A 16,790-nucleotide genomic window follows, 5' to 3' on the forward strand; every position below is an offset into this window, starting at 1 on the left:
GAAAACGCGGCAAGCGAGTGTCGACTAGGGCCCGTAGCCGAGCTTCCCTCAGCGTCCTCGGCCGTCGAGTATGCCTATGAACCCTGCGGGCATTTCTTGTCGGATGCGGTGACCGTCCCGCTTGGAAACGTGCATCTCTGCAGGATCCGCAGCAGATACAGATCGTTCCGCGCGTTCCGGTGACGCTGCGAACGTCCTAGACGATAATCGCTTGGCCGTCCGGGAATTCGCCATAGACATACGTGACGCCCGCGAGAAACTCGGAGAACTTGACCCGCAACGGTATAGACTACCGGGTTACGGGTGCTCGGGAGAGATCCCTAGGCGGATCGGCCGGGGGGGCCGTGAGAATAGAAGCTGCAGCGTGTCTAGATGGAGGGACACTTCGTATACGACGCCGGCAATTCTCTTAAACGGCTGTATGTACCGTACTCGGCATTGAGGAACGGCGCGAGGATAACAGTGCGGTTCGGCTCTGAACCTTTGGCAGATGATTCGAGTTCGAAACGATCATGTGCCGCCGGCCGGTCAGTCAGCAGGCCACCCGAACCGCGGGCGGAGTTGCCATCGGAACCAACAGGTTCAACGTCCGCTTCTAAGCCGAGGGAGCCTTCCGAGAAACATCGCGTTGCGCTTCGAATGCTCGCTTATAGGCGGGTCGCTCCGAAGCCCGCGTGATGTAGTCGGACACCACCGGATACTCGTCGATGATCCCCGAACCCTCAAGCCTGCGTAATACGTGGACCATCAAGATATCGGCCGCACTGAAAGCCTGGAGCCACTCGGATTTGCCAAGGGTGGCAGCGAGTTGGTCTAGTCGGGTTCTGATCCGCTCATCCACCATTGCGAGCCTTTCGGCTTGCCAGCTTTTGCCCGCCTCGATGTATCTCACGTAGGCGCGCTCTACGATAGGTGGCTCAACCGTGTTCAACGCCGCGAACATCCAGCTTATTGCCTTCGCGCGTGTCGCTTTGTCCGTCGGAAACAGTTCCCCATGACGTTCGGCGATGTGGAATACGATGGCACCCGACTCGAACATCGACAGATCATCATCTTCGGAAGTCGGAATTTGCCCGAATGGTTGAAGCTTAAGATGAGCAGGTTCCTTCATCTCCTCGAATGTCACCAAGCGCACATCGTACGGCTGACCGGTTTCCTCAAGTGCCCAGCGGATGCGCATATCTCGGGCCAAGCCTGCGCCTCGGTCTGGGGATGTCTCGAACGCAGTGATCATCGGCATGTTGCGCGTGCTTGAAGTGATTCCGGGCCTTGTTTGCGATCCTATGTTTCAAAAAACCAAACCGTCACAAAGCACCGGCATTCGACACCAAGAGCTCGAAGCGGTAATCCGCCAAGCTGCTCGGACGGCCACTGCGCGCTTAAGGCCGACGTCACTCCCGGCGCGGAAGTGAGGTGTCAAACGCATTGCCGTTGTCCGCGCGGTGGCCACCACTCAGACAAACCGGTAGCCGCGACCCCTCGGGGGCCGCACACCGTCCCCAACGGGGGATCTCGGATTCACGCTCGAACTTCACGCCGTCCCCCTCAATCGCGAGGATAGCCTTGGCATCGATCGGCAAGACCTCACGATGTTGCGGGCTAGTCTTGAGTGGCGCGAACAACCTGCCTTTGCTGAAGACCGGCCTCGAGGCCGTCGGACCGGTGCTGTTCGTGTTGGCAGCAACCATGGCCGTGACGGGCTGGATGATGGGGCGCCTCTATTTCTACCTCAGTGACGGAGAGGATCGAGATTGCGGTCGAGGCGGCGATCCAGAACTGGCCCATGGAGTCACCCTGGACGTGATCATTGAGACCGCAACGGATTTCACGCGGATCGCGATGCCATCGGACCTCTATGCGCTAACGATGTACCTGACGATCCTTCCTTTCGTACTGATCAAATCAGGGCCTTGATCTGCGTTTGCTCGGAGACGTCGGCCTGAGATCGACCCGCGTTGTTGGCGCGCGCGGCGAACTCCACTCCTCGCCGCTTCGGGCGTGCCGTCGTGATGGAAATGGTCGGCTAGTTGGGGTGGCAGCTGCGGAATCCGGGCGGCCGGGGCGGGGACACTCTTGTGCGGAAGTCGAGACACCCAGCGCACCTACCACCTCGGTTCCGGCTGTCATGCGTTAAGTGGTCTTACCAATTGTGCCCATGTTTCGGAAATCTGTGTCTAGTGCAACAAGTTGATTTGAATATGAAAATCAACTTCTGCACTGTGAGAGTGTGGAGAATTCCCTAGTTGCGACGTAGAAAATGAGAGACCTATTGCGTGTGGTAGTACACTTGAGCCACCATTGAGGCGCTTTGGGAGGAGCAGGCGGCATGAACGAAGTCCTTGTCAGCGAGAGCAAGCAGCCCGGCTCGAAGCGGATCGTCGCGTATTTCAAGGAGCGACTGCTTCGCGGCGAACTGAAGGTCGGCGATCGCATCATGCCTGAGCGCGAACTCGCGGTTGAGCTGGAGGTGGGCCGGCCGCTGCTGCGCGAAGTTCTCAGGTCGCTGTCGATGCTGGGGCTGTTGGACGTACGGCATGGCAGCGGCACCTACATCGGCAAAGCCGACATCCGGGTCCTGTCCGATTTCTTCACTTTCTGCCTTTCACAAGAGCAGGACATCCTGGATGACACGATGCAGGCGCGCATGGCGATCGAATGCCAAGCGATCCGTTTGGCCTGCAGTCGTGCGAATGAAGCGGATCTCGCCAGAATCGGGCAGTGGCTGGGAGTTCTGATCAAGACGCTCGGCGATCCCGAAGAGGGTGGAAAGGCCGACTTCATGTTTCACCAGTCGATTGTGGCGGCGAGCCACAGCCGGTCTCTGACAACGCTCTATGGCGCGCTCGCCGAACTGCTACAGCTCAGCCACGTCGAGCGTCGAAAGACGACCTACAGAAATCCCGAGATCATCGGAGACCTGGGCGAGGCGCACCGCGAGGTGTTCCTGTCCATAGTCGCAAAGGACCCCGACCAGGCCGATCAAAGGCTTCGGGAACACTTCGCGATTGGCGACGAGGTCCGTCGCAAGAGCCTGATCGAAGCCTACAGGAAAGGCTCCGAAGGGGCATGAAGCTGAAATCCAAAGGGAGGATACCAGAATGTTCATGAGAACCGGCCAAATCATCGCGGTTGCCGCCGCGACGCTGACGGCGCTGCCCGCGGTCGCCCAGGAACTGCGCTATGCGCATGTGGGGGCGGAAGGCGACATCCAGACCCGTTACGCAGAAGAAGCCGCCGCTGAAATCGAGGAAGCAACCGACGGAGAGGTCACCGTTCAAGTGTTTCCGGCCAGTCAACTTGGCGGCGTCTCCGAGATGGTCGACGGAGTGCGGATGGGTTCGATTCAGATGGGGCATCATGATTTCGCGTCACTGGCTCAGATCGTGCCCGATGTATCTGTCTTCAACGCACCTTTCATCTACCGTGACGGAGCCCATGCGCTGGCGGCGACCGATCCCCAGAGCTCTCCCGCGCTGCAGCAGATCAACGAGCAGTTGATCGAGGAAGGCGACGTCAGGATCATCGGTCGCATTTATCGGGGCGCCCGGCACATTTCGTCGAACTTCGAAGTGAAATCGCCCGAGGACCTTGCGGGGAAGCCCTTCCGCGCCGTGCCGCTCGATCTTTGGGTTTCGATGGTAAAAGGGTTCGGAGCGACACCGACGCCGGTCGAAGTGGCCGAACTGCCAACCGCCCTGATGACCGGCCTTGTGGTTGGGCAGGAAAACCCGCTCACGATGATCACGTCGAACAGCTTGCATGAAGTTCAAAGCCATGTCGCGATGACCGGCCACATGCAGTCTGTCCTGGCCGTCTTCATCAACGAGGACGTGTGGCAGGGGCTTTCGGAAGAAAACCAGACAGCGATCACCGAAGTGCTGGACGCGAAAGCCGAAGAGTCGCTGCAATGGGCGCAGGACTCCGAGGAAGATCTTGTCGCTGAACTTGAAGAGGCCGGCATGACGGTCATCACCGAGGAAGACGGTCTCGACATAGATGCCTTCCGTGAAAAGGTTCTGGCGCAGATCAATACCGACTTCCCTGAGTACGAGCCCCTCATCGAGCAAATCATGGCGATCGAGTAAGGTTACGCAATGGGTCGGCATGCCATGCAAAAGCGTGCCGACCCTAAACCACGTCCCGGGAGATGAACGATGCGACGAATCCTCGAGATCATTTGCGTTCTGTTGCTGGGCGCACTCGTAACCGTGCCCTTCGTGCAGGTGATTGCGCGCGACGTGTTCGGTTCGGCCATTGTTGGCGCCGAAGAACTGACGCGGTTTCTGCTGATCTGTTCGGTATTCGCAGCTTATCCGCTGGTCGTGAATCACGGCGAGAACATCGTCATGGGCGAGTTGCTCGAAGCGTTGCCACCTCGCGCGAACAAGATCGTGAACTTTCTGATCTCATTCGGCGCCATTGCGACCTGTGGTTTTTTGGGCTTGGTCGCCATCATCAACATCTCGGAGAACCTGAATAACGCCACTCCGACGCTCAAGATCCCGTTCTGGATATTCATGGGCGCGACCGCCTTCGGCTTTGTCGGTGCCTGCGTCGTTCATCTTTTCAATCTTCGCCGCCAGCCCAAGGCACACAGTTCGGTGTCGCTCTGACATGGGTATCGCTCTGATCCTGCTCTTCCTGGCCCTCTTCATCGTCGGCTTTCCCGTCGTCTACGCGATCTTGATCCCCGCGATCGGCTACGTTCTTATCGAGGGTCTGCCGCTCGGCCTGCTGACACAGCGTGTCACATATGCCCTCGACAGCTTTCCTCTCGTCGCGGTCCCAATCTTTATCTTCGTCGGAAACCTGATGAACCTGGCCGGCGTGACCGACCGCATCTTTCGCTTCGCCGATACCTTGGTCGGTCGTCTGCCGGGGGGGCTTGCCCAGGTGAACATTTTCTCCAGCTTGATCTTTTCGGGTATGTCAGGCGCTGCTCTGGCCGATGTTGGTGGCCTTGGCCGGATCGAGATCGAGGCGATGAAGAAGCGTGGTTTCTCCACGTCCTACGCTGGCGCAGTCACCGCCGCCTCGGCGGTCGTGGGCCCGATTTTTCCGCCGAGCATTCCACTGATCGTCTATGGCTCGGTCACGAGCGTCTCGATCGTGCAGCTTCTGCTCGCCGGCATCGTTCCCGCACTGGTTTGCATCGCCCTGCTGATGGCGACCGCCGCCATCATCGCAATCGTCACGCAAATGCCCCGCGCGGAACGCTGGCCCACTTTCCGCGAATTGTTCGGCAGCCTGCTGCCCGCCTTGCCTGCGCTGTTTGCCCCTGTGCTCATGATCCTGGGCATGCTGCTGGGTCTCTTCACGCCAACCGAGGCGGCGGCGGTCACGGTCGTCTACGTCTTGCTGATCAGCACGTTGTTCTACCGCGAACTCACGTGGCCGCACCTGTGGGGCGCAATGCTCATGACCGTGCGCAGCACCTGCGCGATCCTGATCATCGTTGCGGCAGCCTCCCTGTTCGGCTGGATCCTCGCCGTCGAGCAAATCCCGCAGGATTTCTCGCGCTGGATACTTCAGTTCGCGGAGAACCCGATCGTGCTTCTGCTGATCGCGAACCTGATCTTCTTCATCGCGGGCATGTTCCTGGATTCCACTACGGCCACGCTCCTGGTGGTTCCCGTTATTGCTCCGCCGCTGGTTCTTGCGGGCATTGATCCGGTACATCTTGGGATCATCGTGATCTTCAATCTGATGCTTGGCCTGCTCACGCCGCCGATGGGACTGTCGCTATTTCTTATCTGCGATATCGCGAAAATCTCGCTACGCCAGCTTCTCAGGGCCCTGCTGCCGTTCTACGTTCCGCTCCTCGTGACACTTGTCATCATCACCTTCGCCGAAGATCTGGTTCTTTGGCTGCCGGGGCTACTTCGTTGATCAAACTGGAAAGGAAAATACATGCGCATCGTCATAGGCTCGGATCACGCCGGCTTCCCGCTCAAGGCAACAGTTGTCGATCATATCCGGAAACTTGGCCACGAGGTCGATGACGTCGGATCTTTCGATGATAAGCCGGTTGATTTCCCGGACATTGCGAAGCTGGTGACGAGTGCTGTCGCGGAGAAGAAGGCCGATCGCGGGATGCTCGTCTGTGGGACAGGTGTGGGTGCCTCGATCGCGGCGAACAAGGTCAGAGGAATTCGTGCCGCTGTCTGCCATGACATCCACTCGGCACACCAGTGTGTAGAACACGACGACGTCAACGTAATGTGCATCGGTGCCCAGATCGTCGGGCCTTGGCTCGCACTCGATCTAATCGACTCCTACCTGACGGCCGAGTTCTCGACGAACGAAGACTTTCGGCGCCGAGTGGAGATGTTGCACAAGATGGATGAGGAACGCTAAGCCGGAGCGAATTCATGTCTTCGGCTCGATCGACGGCAATCTCATCCGCCGCGTTGCCACAATTGCACGTCCAGGAGAAACTGTCCTATCGCCGGCGTACGAGAAGCATCCTAGTGGCAAGGGAGCGAACACGCTTCCGCGCGTGTCGTGATCGCCGCCTGGGGTATCGACTATGACTCCGAGCGACCGCACTTGGACTTGGGTTGCGAGACCCGATCGCCCGCCCCGCTGCTCGAGATGAAAGTTCCGCGCGTTGGCAAACGCTCCGATCACCAGCAGAAGCGCTCCCATCATGTGCAGAAGCGACGTCTCGGGCATTGGAACAAGTTCGACCAATAGATGCCCTTGTGGAAATCTTCTCGTTTGTGCGTCGTCACGAAGCGCGTCGAAGACTGGGTCGCATATGCGATGTAGATGCTGGCGAGACTCGGTAGATGAGGAGGCGCATGCTTGCCGCGTTGCGCGCGACCCAAGTAGGTAGGGGAGCCATGATCCCTCGGCTCCCCACGCAGTCGGTCGAAACGAACATATCCGCGGACTGTCAGACGACCTTGACTGTCAGCGTGTCGACACCGTCCAGCGAGGCTTTCATAACCTGACCCCGCTCGACAGGCCCCACTCCTGCGGGAGTGCCGGACATGATCACGTCGCCCGGCGCCAGCTCGAAGTAGTCCGAGAGGTAGGAGATCATCTCGGGCACTTTCCAGATCATCTGGTTCAGATCACCTTCCTGCTTGAGCTCGCCATCCACATGCAAGGTGATGGTTCCGGCATTGGGATGACCTACTTCGGACACCGGCCGGAGAGGACCGACCGGTGCAGAGCGCTCAAACGCCTTCCCGATCTCCCATGGGCGGCCCATCTTCTTCGCCTCGCCCTGCAGGTCGCGGCGGGTCATGTCGAGGCTGAGTGCATAGCCGTAGACATGATCGAGCGCGTCTTCGACGGCTATGTTCTTGCCGCCAGACTTCAGCGCGACCGCCAGTTCCACCTCGTAATGCACGTCCGAGGATTGCGGCGGATACGGGAATTCGCCGCTGGGATCGAGGTTGTCGGGGTTCTTCTGAAAGAAGAAGGGCGGTTCCCGATCGGGGTCGTGACCCATCTCGACAGCATGCGCGGCGTAGTTTCGGCCAATGCAGTACACCCGCCGCACAGGGAAAGTCGCATCCGTATCTGCAACCGGAATGGTAACGGTCGGCGGTGTCGGGATCACGTGCTCAGTCATTCTGATGCTCCATCCAAAAACTTGCTCCTGATGGTCGTAGCTTGCCGATTGATCGCGATCAATCCAAATCGTTCTTCGATTTGTGTCGACAGAGCCTGAAATGTGTGCACTCATGGTTGAAGGAAGCAGGTTTGCCGCAATTGATCGATCAATGTGGCTAGGCGGTTGTTAGGACTCTCCATGGACTCTGAGCAGGTTTCGGCGCCAAGTGCAGAGAGCGGCCTTATGCGGCTGCGCAGCTATATCGAACGACATGAACTCGCACCCGGCGACAGGCTTCCTGCAGAACGCCGATTGATCCCCGAGCTCGGGCTGAGCCGTACCGAGTTGCGCAAGGCTCTCGATCGGCTGGAACGTGACGGGGTGATCTGGCGGCACGTCGGCAAGGGCACGTTTTTGGCGGAGCCAGAGAGCGGCGCCGATCGGGCGATGACGGCGGTTGCGTTGGGTCGGAGACTGACACCGGTTCAGATGATGCGCGCGCGGATTTGCTTCGAGCCGGCGCTGGCGCGTGAAGCCGCGCTGAACGCCTCTGGTGCGGCGCTGCACCGGATGGCGGAGGTAATTGCGCAGAGTGAAGCAGCGAGTAGTTGGGAAGAATACGAGCGGAACGACGACCTGTTCCATGAAGCGATCGCCGGAGCGAGCGATAACCTGCTGCTGCAGGTCCTGTTCGACAAGCTGAACCAGGTGAGGCGGGCCGTGGCCTGGGGAAGCGTCAGACGCGAAACCCCGCATCCGGCACCCGATCACGGCAGCTTCGTCCAGCACAGGCGCATCCTAAGCACGATCTCGGAGCGGGATCCCGACGCCGCGCAGGACGCCATGCGGGCACACCTCAACGCAGTCTCGCGACGTCTTTTCGGAGGATGAAGACGTAACGGGAAAAACCGGGACGGAGGAGGTGCCGGCAGGACAAGAGGCGACGACAGCAACAACTGAACGAACGGGAGGATGATATGTCGATGATAAGAAGAGTGTTCCTTGGGGCCGCCGGTGGTATCTTCACCGCAGCAACCTTGGGTCTGACAACGCCGCTCATGGCCCAGTCCGACCCGATTGTCGTCGCAATGGGCGATATCGCCAGCGTCGAAAGCCTCAACCTGCTGATTGCCATGGAACGCGCGAAAGAGCGTGGCGTCCCGATGGAGATGACCTTCTTCAACTCGGAAGACGTGGCCGTACAGGCGGTGCTCAGCGGCCAGGCCGATATCGGTGTCGGCGCACCATATGCCTTCATCGGTAACTCGGGCGCGCCGATCCGGATGTTCTTCCGGATGAGCACGTTGCTGTTCTTTCCAGTCGTCAACAGCGAGGTCTATTCCGGCTGGGAGGATCTGGATGGCCAGGAAGTGACCGTCCATTCGCGCGGTTCGGGAACCGAGGCGTTGATGCGGCTGATGGAGGAAAAGCACGGTATCAGCTATTCGAATGTTTCCTACGTTCCGGGCTCCGAAGTGCGGGCGGGGGCGATGCTGCAGGGGACGGTGAATGCCACGATCGTCGATGCCGGCAACTTCCGGCTGTTGCAGGAGCAAGGCGGCGACAAGTTCATTCGTTTGCCGGTGGATGACGTCGATGCGACAGATGAAGCGCTCTACGCGAACACAAACGTGCTTGAAAACCGCGCCGACGAAATAACGATCTTCGTCGAAGAGCTGATACGCACCTGGGAAGACATCAACGCGAATCCGGCGATCGTCGGCGAACTGCGCGAGCAGTACAACCTGCTGCCGGACGTACCTGCCGAACTGATGGCAGAGGCCGTGCCATATTACGAAGAGGCAGTGGCGAGCGGCATTTATCCTGCTGACGGCGGATCGCCCGAGAACGTCCGCGAAGATATCGCGTTCCTCGCCGCGGCTGGTCAGGTTTCCGGAGATCCGGAGACAATCGACCCGGCGGACTACTGGACCTTCGCGCCGCTGGATGCGGTCCGCTAAGCCAGCCCCCGCTTCCCTCCCCACCCCGGTCACCGGGGCGGGGCACGCAGGTCCGAATGGAGCGATCTAACATGCCATCCATGCATACAGGGACAGCAGATCCCGGATTGAGCGAAGGCCCCCTTGGCGGTGCGCTATCGCGCTTTGCGTCGATGCCTGTCGTCTGGCGCATTTTGTCGCTGGCGATCTTCTTCACGGTCTGGGAGATTGCGGGGCGCAGCAATTTCAACTGGGCTTTTCCGAGCTTCAGTAAAACCCTGATGGCCTTCTTCGAAATGTTAGGCGATGGCTCCCTCGGAGCGGCCTACCTGCGGACGATTGAGCCGTTGGGGATCGGATTGGTGATTGCCCTGGGTGTCGGCATCAGCGCCGGCGTCATGATGGGCCTGCGCCGGGACGTGGAATGGTTAGGCCTTCCGATCTTCATCACCATGCAGGCTGCCCCGATGGCCGCGCTCATTCCGCTCGTCACCTATGTTTATGGCATCGGGCTCACGTCAAAGGTGCTCGCCGTGGTCATGCTCGCGATGCCGGTAATCACCATCAACAGCTACAAGGCTGTTCGCAACGTGCCGGCTTCTGCCGTCGACATGTGCAAGTCATTCATGGGCACGCGCCGTCAGCAGGTGTTCAAGATCATCCTGCCGGCGGCCAGCCCGATGATGTTCGCCGGAATCCGGCTTGGTGTCGCAGAGGGGTTCTCCGGCGTCGTGCTGGCAGAGCTTCTGATCACGCCGACTGGGATCGGAGACCTGATCACCTTCAACCGATCAATTGCGCAATACCCACATATGTACGCGGTCATCACCTCGATCGTCGTATTCGCAGTCGTCGCAGTCACACTTCTCCACCGCTTGGAAATGACCCTGTTCCGGCCCGAAAAAAGAGGCACTTGATGACAATGGCAAAACCCCTCGTCGCTGAAACGGCAGTCCGCGCGGAAGACAGCGATGCAGTGATCACGGTGCGCGGCCTGCACAAGGTCTATGGAAACAGCACCGTCGCGCTCGATAATATCGACCTGTCATTCATGCGGGGCCACCTGACAAGCCTGCTCGGCCCATCTGGCTGCGGAAAGACCACGCTGCTCAAGATCATCGCGGGGCTTCTGAAGCCGACGTCCGGCGAAGTGCTCGTGAACGGGAAGCCGGTTCGAGGTCCAGGGCCCGAGCGCGCCTTCGTTTTCCAGGACTTCGCGCTGATGCCGTGGGCCACCGTCCTTCGCAACGCCGCGTTCGGGCTGGAAGTGCGGGGTGCGCCCAAGGCCGAGCGCGAGGATCGCGCGCGCCACTACATCAACGAAGTCGGCCTGGCGGGATTCGAGGACAAGTACCCGCACGAGCTCTCGGGTGGGATGCGACAGCGAGTCGGGCTTGCCAGGGCGCTGGCGGTGGACGCCGACGTGCTGCTGATGGACGAACCATTCTCGGCGGTCGACGAGCAGACCCGGCGCAAGTTCCAGGAGGATCTGATCCGCCTGCGCGAAGTCGAGAACAAGACGTTCATCCTGGTGACGCATTCCATCGAGGAGGCCGTGTACCTCTCTGATCGGATCGTACTCCTGTCGCCACGGCCGGGTCGTGTTGCAGACATCATGGAGCCCGATATCGACCGCAACGTCGACCCCGACCTGATCCGCCGCGAACCCGCGTATCTGGATCTCATCGACGATATCTGGCGCGGTCTGCGTCACTACGTGGAGTAACTTCATGACCCTCTATGGATATCGCATTCCCAGCATGGCGGCGCTTCTCGTCTGGGCCGTCATCTGGGAGATCATTGGCCGCTTCGAACTGGTGATGCTGTTCCCGCCCTTCACGAAGGTGCTGGCAGCGCTCGGGGATGTGATTTCGACGCCAAGCTTCGCTGCAGCGGCGCGGATCACCATGTTCAGTTACCTCGCCGGACTCGCCATTGCCGTCGTCTTCGGGATCGCGCTCGGGATGCTTATGGGGTTGGTCAAGCCGGCGGACCGGCTCTTGAACATGTGGGTGAACATCTTTCTCTCTGCGCCCCTGTCTGCGCTGGTTCCAGTCATAATGATCCTTCTGGGCATGGGCACACCGACGGTCATCGCCACCGTCTTCATGTTCGCCGTCTGGATCATCGCATTGGATACACGGGCAGGCGTGCAGCATGTCTCACCTTCGTTGATGGAGATGTCGCAGTCATTCGGTGCTTCTCGGTTCAAACGCCTGAACATGATCCTGCTCGCGGCGCTGCCCGAAATCCTGGCGGGCGTGCGGCTGGGGGTCATTCGCGGAGTCAAGGGCGTGGTGATCGGGCAGCTTCTGGTGTCCATCATCGGGGTCGGGGCGCTGTTCAACCTCTATTCGCAGAACTTCCTCATGGCTCATTTCTGGGCGCTGATCTTGATACTCTTCGCCTTCGCGCTGAGCTTGGCTGCGCTGGTCGGTCGGCTTGAAACCAGGGTGGAATATTACGCGGGCTCAAGAGGATAGCCTGCCTATCGCACTTCGATGTCATGGAGTTTTTGCGATGATGCGCAGACGGGATGCTGGCTGCATGATCAGCGGCTAACCCACTGGGAAATATTGCGTACTTCGTACTCATGGCTGGGGTGGCAGGATGTCGATCCCACCGCGCCGGCCCAGCCCGCTTCCCGCGAAATGAAGGGCAAGGGGTCTTTCCAAGGGCGGCAGCCGCACTGCGCGAGATTGACTCATCCGCGCCTGGTCATTGCCGACGTGCCGTGTGTGCGCAAGGTCGCGGTGCCGGCGGATTTATCGAGAACGAGTCTCCGGCGGACCTGGGGCGGTTCAGTGGCCACGTCCTGGCGGAAGCAGATCAGACGGGCAGGGGGTGGATCATTGCGCGGGGGCGGCCAGCCTCGGCCCAGAGGAAGGCCAGCGTGATCGGCAGGCGGAAGCGCCGGGGGCCGGCGGCGCCAGGGTTGAGCCAAAGGGTGCCGCCCGTATCCTCGATGCCGGGCTTGTGGGAGTGGCCCGAGATCACGACGTCCCATCCCTCCGCTTGCGGATCGGCTTTCAAGGCATTGCGGTCGTGGATCATGTGGATCCGGAGACCTTCTATCGTAACGGTCGCCGTGTCGGGCAGGGCCTCGGCCCAGTCTCCGCGGTCGATATTCCCGCGGATCGCCATCACCGGGGCGATCCGCGCCAGGGCGCCGAGATGGTCGGGGTTGCCGATATCGCCCGCGTGCAGGATGCGGTCGACGCCCTCGAGAGCCTCGAGCGCCTCGGGGCGGAGCAGGCCGTGGGTGTCGGAAATGACGCCTATGCGTCCCAGCGGGGACGGCTGGCCGAGTGGGGCATGGACGTAGCTCCGTGCAGCTGAGAGATGGGCGGGGCCGAAGCGGGCGAGGAAGAGGTTCACGGCAATGGGGCATGATTGGCTTCCTGCGGGACCCAGCGCGGAACCCTGTACCGCGGTGGCCCAAGAGGCGATGGCGAAGACCGGCATCATCGACGCGGGCCCATCCCCGCCAACCAGCGCTTGTGCAATCGGCGTGAGGGGATCCCGGAACTCATCGAACTCGTTCAGGCTTCGAGATGGACTTCGGCTGTCCGTGGTATCGGCTGGACGCGAGTATCGACGCGTCCGCCGGGGGCAGGCAAAAGGGTCCGCGTCGCTTTCCAGCAGGCTGGAGAGATGAAAGAAACCGGCCCTGGGCTCCCGCTCTCGATCAGGCCCCGGGCCAGAAGCTTCATACACTTGAGCGGAGCATTCTCGGGATTTTCGTGACAGCCCGGTTCCTCGCAGTCTCACCGTCGAGGCTCCAATCGGACGCGGCGGTTCGCTGCACTCTGCACGAGCATTAGAATTGCGCCGAAAGCGGATTAGCGACGGACGGGCACGACCGAGCGGCTGCCGGATGTGTGGAAACGGGATTGGAATCGTGGCCATGGAACTGACCAACGTGGCGCGAGCCTCAGTCATCAAGGTTCACAGTACCCGTCAGAGTGATTTGCTCGAAGTCGCTGACGAGTATCCGCAAGCTGATCGTCCATTCCCCCGCGAGCGGCAGAAGCACGAAGGGCGCCGACCACCTGCCGCCCCCGACGCTCTCTGCGGTGGCCCGGATCGGCTCGAGCGCATCGTCGTTGCGGGAAAAAGAGACCTCCATCCCGCGCACTGCAAGCGGTGCTCCGTCGGCTTTGCTCAGATCGATCCTGATGTCGTTGGCGCCCACCGTTCCCGGCTCGACCCTCACTAAGGCAATCGCGGCAGGATCGTGGAGGTGCAGATCCAAGCCTGACACAGCGACGTCGACGGCTCGCGTGGGAGGCGTCAGCCGGAATCCTGCGGCGGCGATGAGGATCAGTACCGCGAGACAGATCTCTATCCGGATCGAAAACCGCATTGCCGCCACTGCCCGTACCGCGCCGGCCGTGACCGCAGATGTCAGCCGCAGTCGATTCCATGCCGCGAGCACCAGCAGCAGCGCGAAGAGGACGAGCTTCACGCCAAGGAGCCGCCCGTAGTCGGACTCGACCAGCGCCACGAAGCTTCCAGACTGCAGCCAGGCGAGCCCTGACCCGGTAATGACGAGGACCGCCACTGCGGCCATTGCTACGCTCGAGAACCGCGACAGGATACGCCCTGCCTGCGGTGTCGGCACCAGCCACAGCAGGGGGACCAGCGCGCCGATCCAGAAGAGCAGCGCCAGCGCATGCAGGAACACCAGCACTTGCGCCAGCCATGCCGGATCGGCGGTGAGGGCATGTCCGGCGACGGCGATCGAGCCGGCGCCGAAGCCGAACGCCGCGAGCTGCACCGCGGCGGTACCGTGACGGATCCGGCCGGAAAGGATGACCGCCGCGCCCGCCAGCAGGACGAAGAGGCACGACCAGGCAAGCGGGCTTTGTAACCCGGCCCGCCACGGTTGAAGCGTCAGCAGCGCAGGCACCGGAAGAGCGAATAGATCAAGCCCCTGCACCCCGATCGACAGCAGCGCCAGCAGGCCGGCGGCGACCGAGCCCGCCTGCTGGGTAACGCGGGCAGGCCCGGCAAGCGGTCTGCCGAGGACGAGCGCGGCGAACCCGGCACCACCGGCCCCGAGCGCGAGGCCGACGAAGACCGCAGCGCGCAACGCCACGGCGATGACGCCCGCTCGTTCGCCCGCCGCTGCGACCGGCGGCTCCGATCGCCTTCCGACCGAGAAGACGAGACTACCGCCGATCGGGTGCCCGTCCGCCGAAACGACGCGCCACGACAGCAGGCGCGTGCCTTCGTTCAATCCCTGCGGCGCTGCCACGACGATCTGCCGGTCGCGTGCCACGGCGCGGCCCTCGACGACCTCGCCGCCGGGTCCGAACCATCGGAACGCCGTCGGAGCGACGGGCTCGCTGAAGTCCAGGACCACCTCGGTCGGCTCGGTATCGAGCAGGACGTGCGCCGCAGGCTCGGTCTCACGCAGCTGGGCATGTGCCAGCACGGTCTGCGGCAGCAGGACGGCGAGAAGGAGGAGGACGAGGCGTTGCATGAGCATGGTGCCCCGGGCCCGAGCAGCCCGGGGCTCTTTCGGTCAGTCAGTCGCGGCGGGATGGACCATCACACCCGGCGCCGGCATCTCGAGGCCGTCACTCGACTGGCCTTCAGCGGGGATCTCTATCCAGCGTTCGACCGCATCGGCGCATTCCTGCACGACCGGCACGTAGAGCATTCTTTCGGCTTCGACGGTGTCGGTAATTCGTCCGCGGAACACGAACTCGTCGTAATGCGCATCGTCAAGTTCGCCTGACCAGACAATTTCCTGCACTCCTTCGGTCACGGTGATGCCGTGGTGATCGTGGGGCTCCGCATAGGGCGCAACCACACTCTTCAGGGTCCATCCCGCCTTGGGCATCGGCTTGACCGCGATCATGCCCGCGGGGATGCGCACACGGACGCGGAGCGTGGGCGTACCGTCGCAGCCGTGTCCGAGACGCACCGTCAGTTTCTCGGTGGCGTTCTGCGTGACGCTTTCCTGCTCGAGCGTGGCATGGGCAGGGGCGTTCTGGGTCGCGGCCACGAGCAGCGCCGCAGCAAGGGAAAAGGTTCTTGTCGACATCGGTCGATCTCCGGATTTCGGCATGTGATGCTCGCCCCGCAAGTTCGCTGAGGCTTCAGCGCCAGCCGAGCAATGCCGTGAAAAGTGGTCCCGCAGGACGGATGAAACGTCAGGCAGCGACACGTCGCGGTGGCGCGCGGGGCTGACATGGCGTCGTCCATGCCGCAAGGTGGCATGATGCCGAATACCCACCGGCGACCTGTTGCAGGGGCCGGCGGTGGACTTCAACGGTTGTGGGCCTCGAAGGCAGGTCCGCCGCCTTGGCCAAATGGCAATAGAGACAATCGTCGGAGCCACCATGATGGTTGTAGTCCAGCGGGATATTGCCGTGGTGATCGGCATGGGTGGCAGCATCGCTGCTCATGGCCGCAGGTGCCGAGATCGGCATCATCTCCATGCCGATTGCCGTGATTCCGGTCACGAGAACGGTCAGCATGAGGAGGATCGCGCGAACGCGCTGCATCACCATCTGCCTCCTGGTCGCATCGGGAACCCCCGCGCCGCTCTCGTCGGACCCACCGGAGCAGACACTCCGTGCGTATGCTAGAACTTTCTCCGCGAAAAGCGGCGCGGGCGACGGGATCCGCTCTGTGACGCCAGTATACCGCCTATTTCCGCTTCAGGCTCAAGTCGACCCGTTCGCCGCATATCCACGACACGATGCGGCGGCCATCAGCGGCTTCGCCACACCAATCCGAGGCAATAGGCGCAGGTGCCCATTACTGACGCTGCCGCCGTGCAAAGCCAGTTGACGTGCCGGGCGCCGCGAGATCGTCAGAATAGGGAACGGGAGGCGCCCACGCCAGCGGCTGGGAAAGCCCGAAGCGCAATGTTTGTCGGCTCCTGCCCGAACAGCACTGCGAAGCCGAACAGGCCGATGGTGATGAGAGACAGATTTTTCACGCCAGCCACGCCGTAGGGAACGCCCTGCATCCTCCGACAATGGCGCGCGACTCCTAGAATACCGCGGACCAGGAGCGGCTGATCGCCAAGGCCATCGACAGACAACAAGCGTCAGGTTCGACCCTAAGGCGGTGTTTCCGCCGCGCCGCAAGCTCGTAAAAGCCGCTCGAAAGCCGCGAAGAGGGCAGAATAGTACTATGACGCGCGCGCGCTAGGTGCTGTGATGATTTCGTTCGACCACATTTCAACAGGGAACATAACGATGAGAAGACTGATAGCCACGTCCCTCGCTCTCGGGACCATCGCCACCGTCGCCCTTGCCCAG

At 61.4% G+C, this 16,790-nt stretch carries 18 protein-coding genes and 1 pseudogene; 12 read left to right on the forward strand and 7 right to left on the reverse strand.

The window, feature by feature from the left end; all coding sequences use genetic code 11:
- Positions 1 to 595: 595 nt before the first annotated feature.
- Complete coding sequence (locus tag PAM7066_RS17125) at positions 596 to 1,240, reverse strand: glutathione S-transferase family protein (protein ID WP_085855441.1); 645 nt, start codon at positions 1,238 to 1,240, stop codon at positions 596 to 598.
- A gap of 365 nt (positions 1,241 to 1,605) precedes the next feature.
- Between PAM7066_RS17125 and PAM7066_RS17130 the strand changes: the two genes are divergently transcribed.
- The 7 genes and pseudogenes from PAM7066_RS17130 to PAM7066_RS19670 all read left to right on the forward strand — a co-directional run.
- A complete protein-coding gene (locus PAM7066_RS17130; protein WP_085855442.1) occupies positions 1,606 to 1,914 on the forward strand; it encodes a hypothetical protein in 309 nt (102 codons plus the stop codon).
- Positions 1,915 to 2,326: 412 nt separating this feature from the next.
- A complete protein-coding gene (locus PAM7066_RS17135; protein WP_085855443.1) occupies positions 2,327 to 3,070 on the forward strand; it encodes a FadR/GntR family transcriptional regulator in 744 nt (247 codons plus the stop codon).
- Between the two features lie 28 nt (positions 3,071 to 3,098).
- The gene (locus PAM7066_RS17140; RefSeq protein ID WP_085855444.1) at positions 3,099 to 4,085 is read left to right on the forward strand and encodes a TRAP transporter substrate-binding protein; all 987 of its coding nucleotides are present in this window, start codon (positions 3,099 to 3,101) and stop codon (positions 4,083 to 4,085) included.
- A gap of 69 nt (positions 4,086 to 4,154) precedes the next feature.
- Entirely contained in the window at positions 4,155 to 4,613 is a 459-nt protein-coding gene (locus PAM7066_RS17145) for a TRAP transporter small permease (protein ID WP_085855445.1), read from the forward strand.
- Between the two features lies 1 nt (position 4,614).
- A complete protein-coding gene (locus PAM7066_RS17150; RefSeq protein ID WP_085855446.1) occupies positions 4,615 to 5,889 on the forward strand; it encodes a TRAP transporter large permease in 1,275 nt (424 codons plus the stop codon).
- 21 nt (positions 5,890 to 5,910) lie between these two features.
- On the forward strand, positions 5,911 to 6,357 hold the full coding sequence (rpiB, locus tag PAM7066_RS17155) for a ribose 5-phosphate isomerase B (RefSeq protein WP_085855447.1): 447 nt from the start codon (positions 5,911 to 5,913) through the stop codon (positions 6,355 to 6,357).
- Between the two features lie 132 nt (positions 6,358 to 6,489).
- Positions 6,490 to 6,635, forward strand: a pseudogene (locus tag PAM7066_RS19670) (integrase core domain-containing protein); the annotation flags it as partial.
- Positions 6,636 to 6,898: 263 nt separating this feature from the next.
- Here the strand turns inward: PAM7066_RS19670 and PAM7066_RS17160 are convergent.
- Entirely contained in the window at positions 6,899 to 7,585 is a 687-nt protein-coding gene (locus PAM7066_RS17160; RefSeq protein ID WP_085855448.1) for a fumarylacetoacetate hydrolase family protein, read from the reverse strand.
- Positions 7,586 to 7,765: 180 nt separating this feature from the next.
- On the opposite strand from PAM7066_RS17160, the gene PAM7066_RS17165 reads away from it, so the two are divergent.
- The 5 genes from PAM7066_RS17165 (at position 7,766) to PAM7066_RS17185 (ending at position 11,990) form a co-directional block, all read left to right on the forward strand.
- Complete coding sequence (locus PAM7066_RS17165; protein ID WP_246799794.1) at positions 7,766 to 8,458, forward strand: FadR/GntR family transcriptional regulator; 693 nt, start codon at positions 7,766 to 7,768, stop codon at positions 8,456 to 8,458.
- 86 nt (positions 8,459 to 8,544) lie between these two features.
- A complete protein-coding gene (locus PAM7066_RS17170; protein ID WP_090929510.1) occupies positions 8,545 to 9,528 on the forward strand; it encodes an ABC transporter substrate-binding protein in 984 nt (327 codons plus the stop codon).
- 107 nt (positions 9,529 to 9,635) lie between these two features.
- Complete coding sequence (locus PAM7066_RS17175) at positions 9,636 to 10,424, forward strand: ABC transporter permease (RefSeq protein WP_245749746.1); 789 nt, start codon at positions 9,636 to 9,638, stop codon at positions 10,422 to 10,424.
- Complete coding sequence (locus tag PAM7066_RS17180) at positions 10,424 to 11,233, forward strand: ABC transporter ATP-binding protein (protein ID WP_085855450.1); 810 nt, start codon at positions 10,424 to 10,426, stop codon at positions 11,231 to 11,233. Before PAM7066_RS17175 ends, PAM7066_RS17180 begins: the two co-directional genes overlap by 1 nt.
- Before the next feature lie 4 nt (positions 11,234 to 11,237).
- The gene (locus PAM7066_RS17185; RefSeq protein ID WP_085855451.1) at positions 11,238 to 11,990 is read left to right on the forward strand and encodes an ABC transporter permease; all 753 of its coding nucleotides are present in this window, start codon (positions 11,238 to 11,240) and stop codon (positions 11,988 to 11,990) included.
- A 346-nt stretch (positions 11,991 to 12,336) separates the two neighbouring features.
- On the opposite strand, the gene PAM7066_RS17190 is transcribed toward PAM7066_RS17185, so the two are convergent.
- The 5 genes from PAM7066_RS17190 to PAM7066_RS19075 form a co-directional block, all read right to left on the reverse strand.
- Entirely contained in the window at positions 12,337 to 12,885 is a 549-nt protein-coding gene (locus PAM7066_RS17190; RefSeq protein ID WP_245749747.1) for a metallophosphoesterase family protein, read from the reverse strand.
- Positions 12,886 to 13,441: 556 nt separating this feature from the next.
- Positions 13,442 to 15,001 (reverse strand): copper resistance CopC/CopD family protein, encoded by a 1,560-nt coding sequence (locus PAM7066_RS17195; protein ID WP_085855452.1) that lies wholly within the window; start codon positions 14,999 to 15,001, stop codon positions 13,442 to 13,444.
- A 36-nt stretch (positions 15,002 to 15,037) separates the two neighbouring features.
- Positions 15,038 to 15,562 (reverse strand): YcnI family copper-binding membrane protein, encoded by a 525-nt coding sequence (locus PAM7066_RS17200; protein WP_085855453.1) that lies wholly within the window; start codon positions 15,560 to 15,562, stop codon positions 15,038 to 15,040.
- A gap of 109 nt (positions 15,563 to 15,671) precedes the next feature.
- The gene (locus PAM7066_RS17205; RefSeq protein WP_085855454.1) at positions 15,672 to 16,031 is read right to left on the reverse strand and encodes a DUF2946 family protein; all 360 of its coding nucleotides are present in this window, start codon (positions 16,029 to 16,031) and stop codon (positions 15,672 to 15,674) included.
- 305 nt (positions 16,032 to 16,336) lie between these two features.
- Positions 16,337 to 16,495, reverse strand: a complete 159-nt coding sequence (locus PAM7066_RS19075) for a hypothetical protein (RefSeq protein WP_175484714.1) — start codon at positions 16,493 to 16,495, stop codon at positions 16,337 to 16,339.
- Positions 16,496 to 16,790: the final 295 nt, after the last annotated feature.

This window comes from Palleronia marisminoris, from assembly GCF_900172315.1.
In the GTDB taxonomy this organism is placed as follows: domain Bacteria; phylum Pseudomonadota; class Alphaproteobacteria; order Rhodobacterales; family Rhodobacteraceae; genus Palleronia; species Palleronia marisminoris.

Coding starts and splice junctions, on each gene's coding strand:
- PAM7066_RS17125 (WP_085855441.1), bottom strand. CDS start 1,240: ATGCCGATGATCACTGCGTTCGAGACATCCCCAGACCGAGGCGCAGGC.
- PAM7066_RS17135 (WP_085855443.1), top strand. CDS start 2,327: ATGAACGAAGTCCTTGTCAGCGAGAGCAAGCAGCCCGGCTCGAAGCGG.
- PAM7066_RS17140 (WP_085855444.1), top strand. CDS start 3,099: ATGTTCATGAGAACCGGCCAAATCATCGCGGTTGCCGCCGCGACGCTG.
- PAM7066_RS17145 (WP_085855445.1), top strand. CDS start 4,155: ATGCGACGAATCCTCGAGATCATTTGCGTTCTGTTGCTGGGCGCACTC.
- PAM7066_RS17150 (WP_085855446.1), top strand. CDS start 4,615: ATGGGTATCGCTCTGATCCTGCTCTTCCTGGCCCTCTTCATCGTCGGC.
- rpiB (WP_085855447.1), top strand. CDS start 5,911: ATGCGCATCGTCATAGGCTCGGATCACGCCGGCTTCCCGCTCAAGGCA.
- PAM7066_RS17160 (WP_085855448.1), bottom strand. CDS start 7,585: ATGACTGAGCACGTGATCCCGACACCGCCGACCGTTACCATTCCGGTT.
- PAM7066_RS17165 (WP_246799794.1), top strand. CDS start 7,766: ATGGACTCTGAGCAGGTTTCGGCGCCAAGTGCAGAGAGCGGCCTTATG.
- PAM7066_RS17170 (WP_090929510.1), top strand. CDS start 8,545: ATGTCGATGATAAGAAGAGTGTTCCTTGGGGCCGCCGGTGGTATCTTC.
- PAM7066_RS17180 (WP_085855450.1), top strand. CDS start 10,424: ATGACAATGGCAAAACCCCTCGTCGCTGAAACGGCAGTCCGCGCGGAA.
- PAM7066_RS17185 (WP_085855451.1), top strand. CDS start 11,238: ATGACCCTCTATGGATATCGCATTCCCAGCATGGCGGCGCTTCTCGTC.
- PAM7066_RS17195 (WP_085855452.1), bottom strand. CDS start 15,001: ATGCTCATGCAACGCCTCGTCCTCCTCCTTCTCGCCGTCCTGCTGCCG.
- PAM7066_RS17200 (WP_085855453.1), bottom strand. CDS start 15,562: ATGTCGACAAGAACCTTTTCCCTTGCTGCGGCGCTGCTCGTGGCCGCG.
- PAM7066_RS17205 (WP_085855454.1), bottom strand. CDS start 16,031: ATGGTGATGCAGCGCGTTCGCGCGATCCTCCTCATGCTGACCGTTCTC.
- PAM7066_RS19075 (WP_175484714.1), bottom strand. CDS start 16,495: ATGCAGGGCGTTCCCTACGGCGTGGCTGGCGTGAAAAATCTGTCTCTC.